The sequence below is a fragment of the Methanolobus sp. genome, assembly GCF_030682845.1.
Taxonomy (GTDB): Archaea; Halobacteriota; Methanosarcinia; order Methanosarcinales; family Methanosarcinaceae; genus Methanolobus.
On sequence record NZ_JAUXNK010000109.1, the window covers coordinates 17,715 to 33,732 of the forward strand.

Annotated in this window: 17 protein-coding genes; all 17 read right to left on the reverse strand. The window is 41.7% G+C overall.

The window, feature by feature from the left end:
* Positions 1-410 precede the first annotated feature (410 nt).
* Positions 411-764, reverse strand: a complete 354-nt coding sequence (locus tag Q8J68_RS14695; RefSeq protein ID WP_305312258.1) for a hypothetical protein — start codon at positions 762-764, stop codon at positions 411-413.
* 9 nt (positions 765-773) lie between these two features.
* A complete protein-coding gene (locus Q8J68_RS14700) occupies positions 774-1,136 on the reverse strand; it encodes a hypothetical protein (RefSeq protein WP_305312259.1) in 363 nt (120 codons plus the stop codon).
* A 116-nt stretch (positions 1,137-1,252) separates the two neighbouring features.
* Positions 1,253-1,609 carry a hypothetical protein gene (locus Q8J68_RS14705; protein WP_305312260.1) on the reverse strand — a complete coding sequence of 119 codons (357 nt, stop codon included), beginning with the start codon at positions 1,607-1,609 and terminating at the stop codon, positions 1,253-1,255.
* Complete coding sequence (locus Q8J68_RS14710) at positions 1,610-2,131, reverse strand: hypothetical protein (protein WP_305312261.1); 522 nt, start codon at positions 2,129-2,131, stop codon at positions 1,610-1,612.
* 162 nt (positions 2,132-2,293) lie between these two features.
* Positions 2,294-2,779 (reverse strand): hypothetical protein, encoded by a 486-nt coding sequence (locus Q8J68_RS14715; protein WP_305312262.1) that lies wholly within the window; start codon positions 2,777-2,779, stop codon positions 2,294-2,296.
* 174 nt (positions 2,780-2,953) lie between these two features.
* Positions 2,954-3,415, reverse strand: coding sequence for a hypothetical protein (locus Q8J68_RS14720; RefSeq protein WP_305312263.1), 462 nt, complete (start codon positions 3,413-3,415; stop codon positions 2,954-2,956).
* Between the two features lie 145 nt (positions 3,416-3,560).
* Complete coding sequence (locus tag Q8J68_RS14725) at positions 3,561-3,743, reverse strand: hypothetical protein (protein ID WP_305312264.1); 183 nt, start codon at positions 3,741-3,743, stop codon at positions 3,561-3,563.
* A 21-nt stretch (positions 3,744-3,764) separates the two neighbouring features.
* Positions 3,765-4,763 (reverse strand): hypothetical protein, encoded by a 999-nt coding sequence (locus Q8J68_RS14730; protein ID WP_305312265.1) that lies wholly within the window; start codon positions 4,761-4,763, stop codon positions 3,765-3,767.
* 12 nt (positions 4,764-4,775) lie between these two features.
* Positions 4,776-5,099, reverse strand: a complete 324-nt coding sequence (locus tag Q8J68_RS14735) for a hypothetical protein (RefSeq protein ID WP_305312266.1) — start codon at positions 5,097-5,099, stop codon at positions 4,776-4,778.
* A 219-nt stretch (positions 5,100-5,318) separates the two neighbouring features.
* Entirely contained in the window at positions 5,319-9,509 is a 4,191-nt protein-coding gene (locus Q8J68_RS14740) for a hypothetical protein (RefSeq protein WP_305312267.1), read from the reverse strand.
* 2 nt (positions 9,510-9,511) lie between these two features.
* Positions 9,512-11,275 carry a hypothetical protein gene (locus Q8J68_RS14745; protein WP_305312268.1) on the reverse strand — a complete coding sequence of 588 codons (1,764 nt, stop codon included), beginning with the start codon at positions 11,273-11,275 and terminating at the stop codon, positions 9,512-9,514.
* Positions 11,276-11,277: 2 nt separating this feature from the next.
* Positions 11,278-11,847, reverse strand: a complete 570-nt coding sequence (locus tag Q8J68_RS14750; RefSeq protein WP_305312269.1) for a hypothetical protein — start codon at positions 11,845-11,847, stop codon at positions 11,278-11,280.
* An 18-nt stretch (positions 11,848-11,865) separates the two neighbouring features.
* Complete coding sequence (locus tag Q8J68_RS14755) at positions 11,866-13,995, reverse strand: hypothetical protein (RefSeq protein ID WP_305312270.1); 2,130 nt, start codon at positions 13,993-13,995, stop codon at positions 11,866-11,868.
* Between the two features lies 1 nt (position 13,996).
* Positions 13,997-14,665, reverse strand: a complete 669-nt coding sequence (locus tag Q8J68_RS14760; RefSeq protein ID WP_305312271.1) for an NUMOD3 domain-containing DNA-binding protein — start codon at positions 14,663-14,665, stop codon at positions 13,997-13,999.
* Complete coding sequence (locus Q8J68_RS14765; RefSeq protein WP_305312272.1) at positions 14,658-14,870, reverse strand: hypothetical protein; 213 nt, start codon at positions 14,868-14,870, stop codon at positions 14,658-14,660. The genes Q8J68_RS14760 and Q8J68_RS14765 overlap by 8 nt, the downstream gene beginning before the upstream one ends.
* Positions 14,867-15,160: a hypothetical protein gene (locus tag Q8J68_RS14770; protein WP_305312273.1), complete on the reverse strand. Its 294-nt coding sequence runs from the start codon at positions 15,158-15,160 to the stop codon at positions 14,867-14,869. Before Q8J68_RS14770 ends, Q8J68_RS14765 begins: the two co-directional genes overlap by 4 nt.
* 3 nt (positions 15,161-15,163) lie before the next feature.
* Positions 15,164-15,982 carry a hypothetical protein gene (locus tag Q8J68_RS14775; protein ID WP_305312274.1) on the reverse strand — a complete coding sequence of 273 codons (819 nt, stop codon included), beginning with the start codon at positions 15,980-15,982 and terminating at the stop codon, positions 15,164-15,166.
* Positions 15,983-16,018 lie beyond the last annotated feature (36 nt).

Below are 16,018 nucleotides of genomic sequence, written 5' to 3' on the forward strand. Positions count from 1 at the left end.
ATTATAGGTGTTCTCTAATGGGTCTTTCACATAATAGTGTGTATATCTTACAATCCCCGTCGGCAAGGCACCGGTGGTGTTAAAAAATATCTCATGATTCGCGGCCAATCCATGTGCCGCTTTTGTCACCACGCAGGGAGACGCAATGGTCATGGTGCACGTCCCTGCATCCGAAAAAGTAGCGACGGCGGTGCTTACAGCAATCGAAGGAACGGCAGGAACTGATAATTCAATTGTTTGAGATACCGGCGCTTCCGCAATTACGGCGGTGCTCACAGAAATCGTTGGAATAGCAGGAACAGTCAATGTGATAAGAATTTTTCTCATCCACATCCATTCCCTTGCTAAAGAGTGGCCCCATCTCCAGAATCTATTTCTGCGGGCGAACAAAAGATAACTATCCATAATAACTAATCCGTAATAGTATTAACAAAAGCCCTTATTTTTATGACATTAGTTACTTGAGCAAATGCCCTTATTTCTACTGCATTCTGGAGAATAAAACCTGGTTCAATAGGAATCCAACCAACTTTACATGGAATAGTTACCTTCATTGGTAAACTATCTCCACTACCTTCTTCAATAGAAAGTTCACCATCGGATGTATGTCCATTGTAAGCCCAGAGCCATATCTCATCAAAAGTCCCAAGTGTTGTTCCTGCAACCGCAGTGTGGATAAGAGTTCCTGGCGTTGCAGTAGCTGCAACTTTGATTGATTTTCCATCTATGCTGTTTGATGACTTTCTTTTAAGAAAAGATGCCATTTGCACCTCCTATGAAAAAACTTGGCAACCAAGAAAATCGAGAAAACTTTCTACATTTTCAGCCGTTATCGAAAGAAGATATTTACTTCCCGCATCCCATGCTTGCTGTCCTCCGCCGCCAGCGACATTTCTCGTTTTTATGGTAAGAGTATTAACGGAACGAGACTTAATGCGTATTCCCTCTCTTGCAGAGGACATATGCGGGGCATCGCTGGTTGAAAGATAAATAATTATTATGAATTCGCCAGTTGCAGGCAAGTAACCACTGGTAGAATCAGGCGTCACCGTAAATGTTGTGTTCTCACCCTGCGCGGAAGTTATGCCTCCGGCGCCTATAATTCCAAAAGAGAAATTGCTGAATTTTATTGACATATCGCTTTCTACTTTTTATCTGTAGCCTTGAACTTATCTATTGTCCATTCCGCTTTAAGTCTTAAACTATCTTCTGTTTTCATTTTTTCACCTCTAATATGATTTAATTTCCTTTTTTAAAATTCATCCACACACTGAAAAATCTTTTTTGTTGCTGAAGATTTAATCAAGTCAGCGGCAAAGCCAGTGGTTATATAATCGCCTAGTTCAGCATTTATTATTCGATCCACGATCAACGCTGAATACGATCCTGTAATTCCATAATTTCCTGTTTCAGAATTTATTGATCGCCCCGCCGAAAGTATCGCATCAATACCAGCAATTGCGTAATTGCCTGGACTTGCGAATAAAAGTCTATTTGCTAATGTTCCCGCCGCTATGCCCGATATAGAATAAGAGCTTGGTTCAGCATTTATTGAATAAGCTGCTGCTTCTCCCTCAAAATTAAATGGAAATGTGTATGGAAAGGGCATTTAATTCACCCGCTTATACCTCATAACACTTCCCGCCTTGACTGTTACAGCAGTGCCCGACACTTCAGTTTTGAACCTGAGAATAAATGCCCCTGCATTAGCCCCGTTCTGAACAATTATATCCAGCTTGGAGGGATAGTTCGTGTTGGCAGCGCCTACTGAAACAGAAGGCGTGCCAGTATCATATGTATTATTGCAAAGCGTGCAACAACTTGCATAGAGTGTAAAAGCAATCGGGATATGAGCCACTATCCCCACTGCTACTGGTGCAGCAGGCCCACTACAGCCAAAGGCTATTCCTGCCGCAGTACCGGCGCTCTGGAATATCAGCCATGCCTCGATGATATAGGTCTTGTTGGCAAGCATGTTGAAGGATAATTCAGTAATACTCGCAAAGACGGCCGCCGATTCGCTTACATCCGCCGTGGTAATAAGAGTTTCCTCTCCACCTATGTGTAAAGTTGCATCCTCAAATTCTGCTTGTGTTAGTTCTGTCCCAACTGATTGATGTTTTATAGCCATTAAATTTTCACTCCTTTAATCCCAAGATTCCCGGGATCGACCGAAAGCTCAAAATGCCTACACCCACAAAACTTGCATTTGAAAATTGTAAGATCGGGTTTATCGCTTGGCTGCGGTTCACGGTTCTCTATCTTCTGACAACACTCCTTCATGATCGCCTCCTTATGCAATGGCAAGAATGGTTCCTACTGTATCCGAATTATTGAATTTACAGCTAAAGGTTTCTCCTACCTGAAGCGTCAATGCTGAGCCATAATCCCACCATGCAATAACTGGCCTGGTCGCTGCTGCCCCAGCAGCATCATTATACAGTGCAACATAACGGAAGGGCCCCATCGCTGCTGTGGCACATGTCCATACAACCTTCGTCCCTGATAATGTCATAGTACCGGCAGAGCGTGTCCCATTATTTGTAACAAGCTCCCCTTTCTTCGTATATCCGTTGCCCGCAGCAAGCTCAACAGCCATAGATGTCGCCTCAATGGTGCAGGGGGTATCAACAGTATCCACAACGGTATCAGCGACATTTGGGGAGGTGTTTGTCAGAAGGATGCGCAGGGAATCAGCGCCAGCGCCCGTCCCAAAAATATCATGGAGTTTGTTGGTTAAATCTTCGACAAAAACATTAAATTTGTTATAAGCTGCCATCTTCTACCTTCCATCAACTTTTTATTTGATTTTTACAAAACGACACGCACCTGCTTGTTAAATTCTTGATTTTTCGCCACATAGATTGTTCAACCTGTCCAACCGTTTCTGTCACTGTTTTGTTGTGCGACTTCTTATCAGAACCGGTAATTCTTATTACAACTTTGCCTTTCATTATGCCACCTCATAGGAAACATTCAAAGAAACCCCGACAGCGGATGGTAAATTCAATATCAAGTCCTCGCCCAAAGCTCCATATTCAAAATCAGGAAAACAAGAAAGCAATACATATTGCGCCCCCGACAACGGATTTCTTACACTGCCAATTTTAGTAGTTCCAACGGATAGATATACCTCTCCCGTAATATCGGCAGAGGAAGATAAAAGGGCCTTATAAACCTTGATGCGCTGTGCAGCTCCTACATCAACAACAATATTGTTTCCTGCATTTGAAGGAGTAAATCCCCTGTTCAACACTGGTGTTCCTGTGATTTCAATATCGGCAGTCAAATCAATAAGCGACCTGCCATCCCATTCTTCCCACATATTAGCCCTTAAAACGTGCATAAGCGCCTTTCTTGGCGTTGTAGGGCCTCCTGTATATTTTTCCACAACTAACCCTTCAAGGCTTGCCATTTATTCACCTTTAAAATTTAGTTTCTGTTCAGGCGTCCCTTGTTCACTTCGCCTCTACCCTTGGAATTACCTTAATAGTAAAATCATCAGTATCCTTTGCAGGAACCTTGCAAATAGTTATATCTCCGTTTTGTATTATTCTCATCTATCCAGGAAGTGAAAAATAAATTGCTGCCTTCTCATACTCAAGTCTCCATATTTCTATTTCTTCATCTGTAGGCAATTCAGGATGTTCGGGAATTTCCCATTTCATAATGACTTCGTTTTCCGTAACAATGCCATTCATTACGGGAAATTTCCATGCTAAAATAGCCGATTTATTTATCATAATTTTAATTCTCCTTTCACTTCATTTCATTAAACGTCTTTCTAACGCTAAAATACGAGTTTGTAAGTTAGCGATAACTGATAACACTGTATTTCCCTCGTCTTTTGCAACAAAACCATAACCACCTGCTACCAAGTCAGCAATAGCATAATCTGGTGTTCCTGGAGCAGTAAACGTGAGAGTTGTTAATGCTGCAGTTAATGTAGATTTATATCCACCATGAGGAGGATTAACCTTTACCAAGTTTGAACTACAAAGAGGAACTAACCAGACAGACTCTCCGTCAAAAACACCTCCATAAAAAGCACTAGCTCCTTGCCCATGAGCGTATGTGGTCATACCTCCCGTTGCAGGATTAACCTTTACCAAGTTTGAACTACCATTAGGAACTAACCAGATAGACTCTCCATCAAAGACACCTCCAAAAAAAGCACTAGCTCCTTGCCCATGGGCATATGTTGTCATGCCTCCTGTTGCAGGATTAACCTTTGCCAAGTTTGAACTACTATAAGGAACTAACCAGATAGACTCTCCATCAAAGACACCTCCAATGAAAGCAGTAACTCCCTGCCCATGGGCATAAGTGGCATAGACAGACTTAAAAGGGCAAGTTTTTACGGCTGTCCCAGTAGCATGGAGTGCTCCTGTAATCGTGAGAGTAGTCGCATCATTGGCTACAATAGGCAGCCAAATCCCTGAATCGGGAGTTCCAGCAGCATAACTAAAAGCATATTGACCAACAAGAGCAGACACGGTCCATGTGCCTTCTGTTTGAGTAAAAACGGTAGCACTTGTACGTGTGCCAACAATTTCAGCAGATTGTTGAGGAATATTAAAAGGATTTATACTCGACCCCACTCCATCACTGTTTTCAATGTATTTACGTCGCTGCGATGTCCCTGAATTTATCATGGGACGAAATGTTGCAACCTTGAGGGTTGTAAATGCCCCCGCATCTGGAGTTTCAACACCAATAGGCCCAGGCGCCCGCAAGCTAAGGTTACGTTTTACGTATTCCATTTTATACCTCCTTTAACTGTAAAATTCCATCGTCACGATGCAGGTTGTAGGTGAAATGATTCCTATGGTCGTCAATGCACCAACCGACCGTAACTGTGGGTTGAGAATACTCCCCGAACCATTAGTAACATCTGTTGCTGGAATTGCCGCCGCCTCTCCAAGCCTCACATAAAAATCCCCTGTAGCAGAGAACAGAACATAATTCGCCCCGGCAGGGATAGTATGAACTTCCGCAACGTTTGCTACCAGAACACGGGCATCGACATGATCTGAATAATTAAGCCCTATTGCAGCATTTCCAGTGTTAGGATCTCTTATGGCTATCAATCGTTTCATGATTACCTCCTTTTAGTAATAACATTTGCTTTTTGTTTTGCATTTTCCATTTCCGTTCTCCACTATCGCCATTTTTTAACTCAGACCACTTACACTTAATAGATAAAGAACTTTCATACCCTTTAGGAATTGAAACTTCATGTGATATTGTACCCATAATTGTACCTCCTTTTAAGTTTTTGTTATTTTTTACCACCCATGAGACCGCTTGTCCAATATTCACTCCTCTTCATATCTCGGTTCTCTCAGTAGCAATCTTGTCAAATCATTCGTATCGCCATTCTTTAGGTCGTTATATCCTTGCACAGTTATTAAAGCCTGTCCAGTTGGCAATCCAAATAAATAGCCGCCAGCTTCAAAACCATATCTAAATAGCATATCATAATCAGGTTCTCCTTTTAACATTTCTGCGACTTCAACGCCTGTTTTTGATATAACTTTACCCGCCCTTGTAGCAGGAGAAAACTGATAATCATAATCCGAAAAAACGGGCGATGCCAAGTCTCGGATAACCGGATAGCCAGCTAACCGATACTGGATTATACCAAAAAATAATTCTTTCATAGAGGGCATTCTTCTGTCTCGCATAACTCTATCTATTATTACAGGCACCACAAGAATCCACCACCATGCTTTGAAAAGTTCAACAACATTTTTCTCGCCAGTCTTAAATTTAGTATGTATTTCCGCAAGTTGGCCGTACTGTGCACTGAAAAAAGTATAAAACAATGTTACAAATTTTTTCAGTTCAGGGCCTCTTTGTATTTCTGCTAAGTCTTTCGGCATAGCCGTTCCCTGGGAAATCCTCACAGACATGTCGGCAAGTTCTTTCGCTTGTTGTACATCTCCCTTAAATTTAACCATCCCCTTATCAAAGCCGCCAGTCCAGGTAGGATACGCAAGAAGCAAGTCCATGTTGGTAAGAATACTGAAATAACAATCTTTTATAATTTGAGAGTTCCGAAAATATTCTAAGCCCAAGCGACTATAAGCGTCTCGTAATTCTCTGTCCCAGTAGTGCATACGAGTCGCCATTTCGGGAGACATTTCTTTTATCTGAGCAATCATATCTAAGGGGTTGCTATAAAACTCAAGAAGTCCCTTCACAAACCTATCGCCGCCAATTTGCTCAATGGAGTTACCAAAACTTAGCCATTGCGTCAAACCGACAGAAAACTTAAACCCTAACCCTACGACAGTTGTGTTTATTCTTAGGGTCTTTAATAAATTTTCCGTAACAGTGTACTGCCCGCGTTCCGGTTTTGCAATATGTTGCAGCCATGGCATAAATTGTTGATAAGCAGCTTCACCTCCAACGGGACATGTTTGAATTGCCATTGCAACGCGCGGGTCTCTTAAAATTCTTTGCACGTCCCTGATGGCTAGAGCATGGCTTGTGTAATGGTTTACATCGGCAAGATGCTTAAATACTACATCAAGAGACAAATCGGGCGGAAAGGGAACGCCGCCCTTCCGGGCAATCGTAAAACTGCTTTCCAGTTTAAGGCTTGGAAATAAATTAGCAAACAGATCCCTCTGCTCGGCTTCTGCTGCATCCTTTGCCATGAACCACGCAAGTTTTCTATCAAATTTTATAGGGTGATAGTTGCCTTCTACCTCCTCTAAGGTAAGTCCTGTTGATTCTTTATAAACCTCGGCAAGCGCCGGAAGTTGATTCTTGTACATCTGCCAGATGTTTTTTACTAATTGCCATTCTTCCGATGTCAGCTTGTCGGTAATGGCCTTAATCTGTTCATCTGTCCATTTCATGCCATAACGAAGAACATCCATATTTCCTTCGTTGCCTGTATTAAGAGCAACGCCAAGCATCTTTTCTTTAGGCAGGATTTGAGGGACGCCTTCAATTTTATATTTTTCCTTTAACCATTTATGACCAAGCTTTTTATAAGGTTTGAAAGCTTCGTTTAATTTCGTAATCAAGTCAAAAAAGCCTGTTATTTCAACATCCGAGGCTCCTTTTATGGGTTTATACGTTAAAGTCCATATAGGACCCAAATCTTCCCATTTATCAAGACACCGAAGAATATGCTCAGGCTTCAATAGTTCAGCTTGATACTTATGCTTTAAATCATCAAGTTTTTCTATGAATGTTGGATCAATAAGCATGGTCTCAATATCGTGAGGAATCGTTTCTGGCCAATTTGTTCTAATGGTTTTCAGGACGATCCCTACCGATTCTTCAAATTCTCTCTTGTTTCCCTTGCTGATAAGTTCTTTTTTTAACTTGCCTAAATGAGCAAGCATTGCCGCTTGGTCTCGTATGGTTCGCAATTCATCAAGTGTCAAATCTTTCCAGTGTATACGGCCATATCTTTCAATTCTATCAAGTAATTTTTGAGGAAAACTAACGTCTTCGCCAGCCGCCTCCTGACGTGCAAGAAATTCTCTCTGGGATTCTACCCTTCTTTCAGTTTTGGCGCTGCGAGTTTTCAGATCATAGGACGATAACAAGTTATCAATTTGATCTTGATAATCTTCAGGAATACTTTTAATTTTTAACAAAGTTACAAGTTGATCGTGGATTTTATTTGCTTCTTGTTTTGCTTCTAAACGCGCCCTTAGTCGCAAGGCAATTTCTTTTGCTCGTTCTTTTTCTTTTAAAACACCCTCGTATTTGCCTTCGCTAAATGCTTTACGGGAAGCTTGTTCCGCTTTCCTCATTGCCGCCTTCAAAGCATCATATTCTGATACCCATAGCTCTCCAACACGAACCTGACCGGTTTGTTCCCTGATTAACTTTTTAAGACCAGGAGCTTCCTTTGGCGCAAACTGTTTTAATAATTTCCCTAATATCTTTCCCTCTTCATTCAGAACATCTAAATAATAGTCGTATACTTCGACATCTGAGAGCAAATCAAAATAATGCCTTTCGATTCTACGCGCTTTTTCCTTGAGTCCTTTCCAATCCATCATGGCACTCATCAAGGCATCGTTGCTCTCCCAAATCCCTGACTCAGCAGCCACTTCGTCAAGAAATAACCGGCCAGTCTTACTGATTAAACCAGGTCTCATTCTCGACAGATGCGTTATAGTTGCTTTATCGTAAATAGAGCGAAGAGCATCGTATTTGAACCCGCCCGCCTTGACCACTTCCGACATTATTATATGAACAGGAAGGTCTCTGGCATCTGCCAAGACAGCATCCCTGATTTGGGCTTTTTCTTTTCGTTCCGCAAAGTCGATTTTCTTTTGAACTTTCTCCCAAGCCAGACGCGCAGCTTGACCTCGGATAGCATCATAAGACGGACTCTCGCCAATATCGCCCGTGCCCAGAGCAGTGTCTTGCGCGCCTGCCATTTCAACAAGGGTGTTTATGTCGTCAAGAGGATTAACCTTTATTTCTTCGATAATTTTCATTTCAGGCCCCGGTTCCTCTGCAGGTTCAACCTTAACTTCAGGAATCGCCGCCAATGCTTTTTTAGGTGCAACAACAGGAATGGGAACGCCAGGAATTGGTTCTTCAATCAATCCCGAAATATGCCTTTGAACAACAACGCCTTCTTTTGTAATAATTGTTTCATGATAAGGACTTGCTTTAAAGAAATCTTTAAGCGCAACAACCCAAGGCTTATCTGCGATTGTAACAATCTTTTCAGCAGGAATTTCGATGTCCCAACCATATTTTAGACCGTCAATATAATCTTGGCGTGGCACATTAAGATCTTTCAAGATAGCATCTTCTGCCGCCGATATAACGTCTTTGCGTCCCAGCCCGTGAAATTCTCGTATTTTCTCAGGAGAGATATAGACATTACGGGGCATGTTCCATTTTTCAGTTATGTCTCTCATATATCGTTCAGCAAATTTTTTACCAGATATCTTGCCATAAGAGGTTAAACCAGCGGCAGCTACAGCTTTCCATGCTATATCGCCTATCCAGAATATATCTTTTATTGTGTCGGATGTCTGTTCAGGCAATAAACTATCTAATCCCTTACCAGCAAAAGCTTGATATTTGCCCTTTTTTGAAAACACGTAATTTTCAGCCTCGGCCAAAGTCATAAACACGCCTATGCCCATAGCAGTTGCCAGTGGATGCATCCATAAACCCGCAGTTACGGGGGCCATCAACATCTTGCCGATAAACTCACGAGGAGGCGGTTGATCCCGCAATCCTAACTGAGCAGTAATATCATCCATGTTGTCATAAACGAAGGAGGGAGAAAGACCGATTTGGCCAGATATTACCATTGCGTTGGAAGCCTTGGCTCTATCTGCTGCCTTATCTACGGTAAGATAATCCCAAAAATCAGAAAGGAGACCAGCAGGTTCCTCGGTTTTGATAATTGTTGGTCCTAACAAACCAGACACAGGTGGATTGTACTCAAGGGCATAATGATCGTCAATGATAGGCTTGCCGGGCGATTCTAATATCCAATTTCTTTCCATGCTTACATCCCTACCCACTTGCCGTTTTTAAATACTTCTCGCTTGCCTGTGCGCAAATCACGCCTGATAGCATCTTCATTATAAAGTGGGGGCTGTTTAATTACGGGAACAGTTTTTATCATTGTATCTTCTCCCCAAAATGGCTTGGTTACGAAAGAACTCCAGTCACCCCACAATTTTTCCCACATACCCGTGGTCAGATTTTTCTTAATCTCTTCATATTTCTTAAAAACCCTTTCATCATTAGCCTGTAGGTTGTTATCTTTCATGTAAGTATTTAGACTTTTCTGAATTTGCAGTAATTTCTCTAATCGCTCTGCTTTTGTGGCACGAGAACGCGGTAGGTTCGCCCATATTTTCCAATCGTCCTCAGCAGCTTTAAAATAATCAACTTCTCCTCGACGCTTTTCTTCATCTCGGTAAGCGTTTATAGCTTTCTCCATAAATGGGGCGCTCTTGGTCAAGCCCGCTTCTAGTACAGCGTTTTGAACTTCACGTTCGGCTTTATACAAACCACGACGAATGTTAATCTCAATATTTGTCATCGCCGTATCCTCAAGTTTTGCTCTTTCAGCCTTTTCCTGAACAGACATTAACGACATGCTTTGAATATGAGACTCGGCGGTTTTGATAAATTGTAACACTTCTTTAGGATCAGCATCATTTATGTTGAGCTTTCGCGCTTCTAATATTGCCTTTGGCATATTATCAGTGGCAATATCATAAATTCTATCCATGTTAGCGGACTGCTTATCCTTCTTTATAATTTCTTGAGCTGATGAAATATTCTTTAAGGTAGTGACGATATTTTGACTATCATCTATGGACAATCCCGGAAAACCTTTAAGGTTTGCAGGTTTAGATATAAAAATGGCGGCATTAGGTATATCAATCGTGCCATCCGGCTTGGTAAATTTTTCTTGCACAAAAACAGTCGCGGCCTCTACTATTTCATTTTTAGAGGCCTTCTTAGCCTTATCACTGAACTCATCTATCTGGTCAGAATTAAATTGAAAATACCTATTATACTTGTCGTTTAAGAAGTCTTTTATAACATCAGGATTACCCTCATTAAATTTTTTATCAAGCCAAGCTGTTGCTAATTTTTGCTGATTCTCTAAAAAATGAATTCCCCAATCGCTTTTTGGCCGATTGCTATTTTCGTAAATAGTTTTTAGTTCCGAAATTGCGGTATCTAAGTCTAATGTTTCTCTAACAAGAGAGTCCTGCAAAATAGTATTTCTGGATTCATCTTTCCTCTGAAAAAAAACGGTTAATTCTTGATTAGCCCTATAAAGAGATAAATCTTTGTCAATTTCGTTAAGATATCTATCTCTGTCCAGCGCTACTGACATTAAATCTTCTTTGGTAAATTTCAAACCCCTATAGATAGGTTTTTTAAAAATGTTGCTATCTATTACGTTGCTTTTTAAGAGTTCCTTCTTTCTTTCCACCCACTCATTATATTTAGCTACGGCCTCCTCACCTAACGAGCTTTTAATATCTACAATCTTTTGCAAGCCTTCTGCCTTATATTCATTCTTATAATCTTCAGCCGCCAACGCTTTAAGGCGTTCATTCCGCTTTTGAACTTGTATGAGAATGAGTTCGCCAATATCGCCAATAGCTTTCCCTATTTGCCCTATTGCTGCAGGAACCGCTGTGATTGCCGGTTGCGGTCGAAGTCCTGTAGTTGGAACTATACCACCAGAAGGGAAACTAGCCTTTTCTTCAACTTTTCTTTCGTATGGTACGATCCGAGGCATTTTTACTTCCTTCCTTGCGCCGTTGATGCTGCTGGCGCCGTTGATGCTGCTGGCGCCGTTGTTCCTGGTTGAAAGCTAGAGTAATAATAACCCGCCGTTCCTAAACCACTTAACAATGACGCTCCTGCGCCAAGATATCCCGCAGTTCGCGCCGCCCTCCCGCGCATTCTTGCCATGCGCGCTTCCTGCTCCTGCGCTGACACTTGAGCCTGTATCTGAGCCTGTTCAACAGTCGAGGCATAACGAATAGCCAGAGCATCAAGTTCAGACTCAGTCATGCTTTCAGCGGCAACCAACAATGGCGTTCCTTCCATAGTTACCCCTGCTTTAGCCCAGCCAGCCCTTTGTGCGGCTAAGGTTTTTTCGGCTTCCCTTCGATGTCTTGCCTCCACTATTTCCTTTTGTCTTTTGGCAACATCCATCTGCTGCCTTGCCAGCTCTGCATTCTGTCGGGCTATGAGCGCATTATAAGCCTCCATTCTTGATTGCGCCTGTCCCTGAGCATATGCGCTATAACCTCCTATTGCTACCGCCGCAACTGTTGCTATTGCTGCTATGGCTAACCATGACATATTATGTTTTCTCCTTTTTCACTGGACATCCAACTCTGGCATGATAGCAACTATAGTTGCCGGTAAAGGCTTGTCTATCATTACGACAACGTAACCTTCTTTGCTAAACCCCAGATTAAAATCAGCCTCCCAATCCCCCGAAAATAAGTCATCAAAAATCTTTTCCTTAAACACTCCTTCAGGAGAATTTGAATACTTAAATCTTTTAGTCTTGTAAAGCCTGAATACACATTGATTTATCCGCTTAATTCTGCCTTGTGCCGTGCCTTTTGTATCGGGTCTTTCTATTCTCATGGTTTGAAGCATTGAATTATAAGACAACCCTGCATGAACTTTTGAAGCCGAAATAGTCGTTCCGTCAACTTTAAGCCCGATTGCGCCATTCACAACTTTGGTTGTATCAAATACCAAACCATTCGCCAGTCCTGTTACGAGCTTGCCTTCAAGATGGTCAAGACCGCTGATTGTGCTTGTAGGAACTCCATCATAAGACAAGCCGCTATCTACAAAAAAACAATCGTCAGAGTTTAATATAGTGCCTTCAAAAGGCTTCTCCATCATCTCTATGTATCTTTTAGTTGTCCCGCCAATTGTCCTGTTTACAACTGCCCATAATTCATCATGGCCTTTGCCGGTTGTGTTAGGAATGCAGGCAACGTTTTCAAACAAACCATCGGTTTCGTGCTTGTGCCAAGCAGTCATTCCTTCGAGTCTCTGGTATGTGAAACCCAACAAGTTGCCACTTGCCTTATTCACCCAAACACACGAATTAGGCTCTTCTTGATAAGCCATATTAAGAATGTCACTGTCAAACAAATGCCGTGTAAGCGTCGTCATATCAGGAGCCACATAACTGTCGTTTTCAAGATTAAACGCAAATTCCCTGATTTTTCTCCTGTTTTTAGCGATGTATAAAGCAACGTTATCAATGGCAATCGCTTCGTGGTATGCTGAACCTTTATAAGATACCTCTCTTACTATTCGAACATTTAAAGGCGTTATTGCTTCATCAAGCTGAGAGGCAGAAGCTTTGTAAATAGCCCCTGCCGTGCCTATGCCCAGGACTTTCCCTGCTGACAACCATTGAATTTTATTTACTTGATTTGAGCCGATTGTATATTGAAGCGCATCGTCATCATTGGTGCCAAACGATAGATTAAAAAAATCCCCTGACTTGGAAGCCCACAATGTCTGTAAATATGCGAGCCAGAGTCTTTCCTCGAAAAAAGTTATACATGCTGGATATTTGCCTGTGACCCATTCAGAAGGCTTGCCTGCCACATAAAATTCAATTTCCATGACATTGCCGCCTGTCTGAGCGGCATTAGTTTTGAGCAACCGCCATCGCTGTTTTGCACCCACTGAAGCCCATCCAATCTCAACCCAACCCAAACCCTTGCCTGACAGGTTCCAGCCCGTATAAACCTTGACCCATGCTGTCCCTGTATAGTATTCAACATCAAAGACTGCATTAAGTTCTGCATCATTGATGTAAAGGACAATTTTTACCATCTCTACTGCGTTGCCGGTCCCTGCGTTAAGTTCCAACCATTCATTCGCAGGATCTGTGTTGTTGTCCCATCCTTTTGTGGAAACATTATCATCCACGCAATTGGCGGCATTAAAATTATCGAAACCCGCAACCCCGCCCGTAGTAAGTAAAGCGCTCGAAGGATGGTATCGTTTGATGAACGGAATGTCTGTTAAAGTCCAGCTTGTGTGCCCTGTGCGAGAAAGTTTGGCAGGCGCATGATTAGGATGAACTATAAAGAGTATGTCTGCTGATTGTGTAAATTCAAGTTTGGGTAATTCAGCTTCGGTATAAGTGGTGGCTATTTCATAAGGCGCGCCGCCGGATTGTATCTGCCCCTGGTTCATGTAAAAACGGCAATAAAGGTCTCCAAATTCAATGATATATGTTTGTTCTGTAGAAAACTCGAAGGAAACTAACCGGCATTTCTTGTTGTGATATTTAGCGGGGACTATATAACGAAAACCAGGACGATTAAAGACAGGGCCCTGGATTGTCGGTATAAAATTCGTAAGCGTCTTGCAAGCTTGATAATACTTGTCGAAGGAAATTTGTCCATCCAGTTGTGGGCTTAGTTCTCCGGCACGAAATCCCTCAAAGATCACGTGGCTTTTCACTTTAAGTTCCTGCTATTTTTAATGATGGCTGAAATGGTTTAGTAATCTTTGCCCCTTTGCTAAGATTTTCTTCTTTTGTTAACGGCTGAAGGTTCTTTAATCTCCAGCACAACTTAAAGTCAAAATCTTCTGGTTTTTCAAAATTGAAAATTGATACTGGAATGACATGATCTATGTGCCAATATTTGCCCTGGTTTTCCCACGTCATTCCTGGTTTAAATAATTTTTCGAGATGCTCCATTAATTGTTTTAGAGTATATCCAACAAGTTCCTCCCAATGACGGCCCGCTTTTGCTCCCTTAAGAGAAGAACGGATACCGTTACTAACTCCGTCGCTCAGCCTGATTTTAGGGTTATCTTTTCTTCTCTCCCTCGAAAAATCTGCCTGATAGCCTTTTGTCTTACTAATTCCCCCTTTCCAGTTATAATGGTTCTCACCTTTAAGCTTCTCGCTCCTTTTTCTTTTGCTTTCGTCTGAATGCCTTCGCCCCATATTGGCTGCGCCTATTTTTCTTTTAGTTTCCTCCGATTGTGGTTTACCGAATTGGGGATGGTTCTCACCTTTAAATATCTCACTCAATTTTCTTTTAGTTTCTTCTGAAAGCTTTCGTCCAATGTTGGCCGCGCTCAATTTTCTTTTAGTTTCTTCCGAGTGTGGTTTATTATGCACTCTTCTCTTTCTTAGCCATAGAAGGGAACATTTTGTCCATCTTTGATAACATCGCGACTTCCTGTTTTATAAAATCCTCAACATCTTTCATTCTTCCAAGGTCTTTCTTAACTTCTTCTGCTTCTCTGAGGCTTTTTACATCACTTTCTATCCGCCATTTTCTTTCCTGTTCCTTTTGTTCGGCTGTTTGCCTGATTTCATTCATCTTCCCGACTCCTCCTTTTTCACCGAGAAATATCTATTTCCTCTTTTGATTATTTTATAACCAAGTTTTTCTTCTTCCTCTACTGTCTTATCCCATGTTGGATGCTCCCGTCCCTTTAAAAGCAATCCCGTTTCAGGAATGCGACTTGGATAATGTCCAGTATCATTAGGCTTTATTCCGTATTTCTTTGCTGTTTCATAATCATAACCAATACCTTCAGGGTCAAATTCTTCAATCATTGAAGGGAACATTTCATCTAAATAATTTTTTCCTTTCGTCTTGTCTGCCACTTTTCATCTTCCTGCTTGCTGCCAACTCGTATCGGCAAAGCTTTCATCTGGATTGCCTCTATGTATGTTTGTCGAAAATGACTCTAACATCATAATATTAAATTCATTCAAAAGGTCGTCATGCAGCGATTTGTCTCTGGCAATAGCGATAGCTAACTCTGCGGCAAGTTTTAGGACAAGACATGATATGAAAAGGCTTGAAAAAAGCGCTGCATCCCTGATTTGTTTTATATACTGAACAAATATCTGGCCATTGCCATCAATCTCGTTCGTAACGATAAATTTCCCTTCTGAATCCCATGTGGATTGTTTGTATATCGTCGTTTCGTTTACTGCGACGACTGAAAGGCAATCCGACGGCATAGCATACTTAAAATTGTATATATAGGCCGGACGGGCATATAATTTAAGCTTTGCATTGTTTACCAACGTTTCAGCAACAACTTCTTCATGTTCCTCAAGAGTAAGGGCGCCAGCGGCAACGGATTTAATGTCGTAACTATTGTTATTGCTTTTCGAATCTTGAACCACCACTATATCGCCCGATTCAAAGCCCGCTGTTACAAAACCATTACCGCTGTCCGTTATTGTATCGGGATTGGCATTATTGAAGGTTATGGTTCTATCTGAACAGTTAAGCAATCCTGCGGCTTTAAGCCTCGTTCTCTTCAAGGCAAATTTCCAGGGGTGAAGAACTAAAAGTTCATCCCGAACCTGCTCGTATAAAACAGGAAGATTGACATCCTCTTTCTCCGCAATGTTTTCGACCCTTGCTGACCCGATTCTAGATAACGATAAGTTACAAATGTCCACAACTGTCATGCGCTGTCTCTCTTGTGTTACTTTTTCCTAATTCGT

Bases quoted from the DNA above. Each gene is read 5' to 3' on its own strand.
- Q8J68_RS14695 (WP_305312258.1), bottom strand. From the start codon at position 764: ATGGCATCTTTTCTTAAAAGAAAGTCATCAAACAGCATAGATGGAAAA.
- Q8J68_RS14765 (WP_305312272.1), bottom strand. From the start codon at position 14,870: ATGAATGAAATCAGGCAAACAGCCGAACAAAAGGAACAGGAAAGAAAA.
- Q8J68_RS14740 (WP_305312267.1), bottom strand. From the start codon at position 9,509: ATGGAAAGAAATTGGATATTAGAATCGCCCGGCAAGCCTATCATTGAC.
- Q8J68_RS14700 (WP_305312259.1), bottom strand. From the start codon at position 1,136: ATGTCAATAAAATTCAGCAATTTCTCTTTTGGAATTATAGGCGCCGGA.
- Q8J68_RS14710 (WP_305312261.1), bottom strand. From the start codon at position 2,131: ATGGCTATAAAACATCAATCAGTTGGGACAGAACTAACACAAGCAGAA.
- Q8J68_RS14715 (WP_305312262.1), bottom strand. From the start codon at position 2,779: ATGGCAGCTTATAACAAATTTAATGTTTTTGTCGAAGATTTAACCAAC.
- Q8J68_RS14720 (WP_305312263.1), bottom strand. From the start codon at position 3,415: ATGGCAAGCCTTGAAGGGTTAGTTGTGGAAAAATATACAGGAGGCCCT.
- Q8J68_RS14735 (WP_305312266.1), bottom strand. From the start codon at position 5,099: ATGAAACGATTGATAGCCATAAGAGATCCTAACACTGGAAATGCTGCA.
- Q8J68_RS14705 (WP_305312260.1), bottom strand. From the start codon at position 1,609: ATGCCCTTTCCATACACATTTCCATTTAATTTTGAGGGAGAAGCAGCA.
- Q8J68_RS14750 (WP_305312269.1), bottom strand. From the start codon at position 11,847: ATGTCATGGTTAGCCATAGCAGCAATAGCAACAGTTGCGGCGGTAGCA.
- Q8J68_RS14730 (WP_305312265.1), bottom strand. From the start codon at position 4,763: ATGGAATACGTAAAACGTAACCTTAGCTTGCGGGCGCCTGGGCCTATT.
- Q8J68_RS14725 (WP_305312264.1), bottom strand. From the start codon at position 3,743: ATGATAAATAAATCGGCTATTTTAGCATGGAAATTTCCCGTAATGAAT.
- Q8J68_RS14745 (WP_305312268.1), bottom strand. From the start codon at position 11,275: ATGCCTCGGATCGTACCATACGAAAGAAAAGTTGAAGAAAAGGCTAGT.
- Q8J68_RS14775 (WP_305312274.1), bottom strand. From the start codon at position 15,982: ATGACAGTTGTGGACATTTGTAACTTATCGTTATCTAGAATCGGGTCA.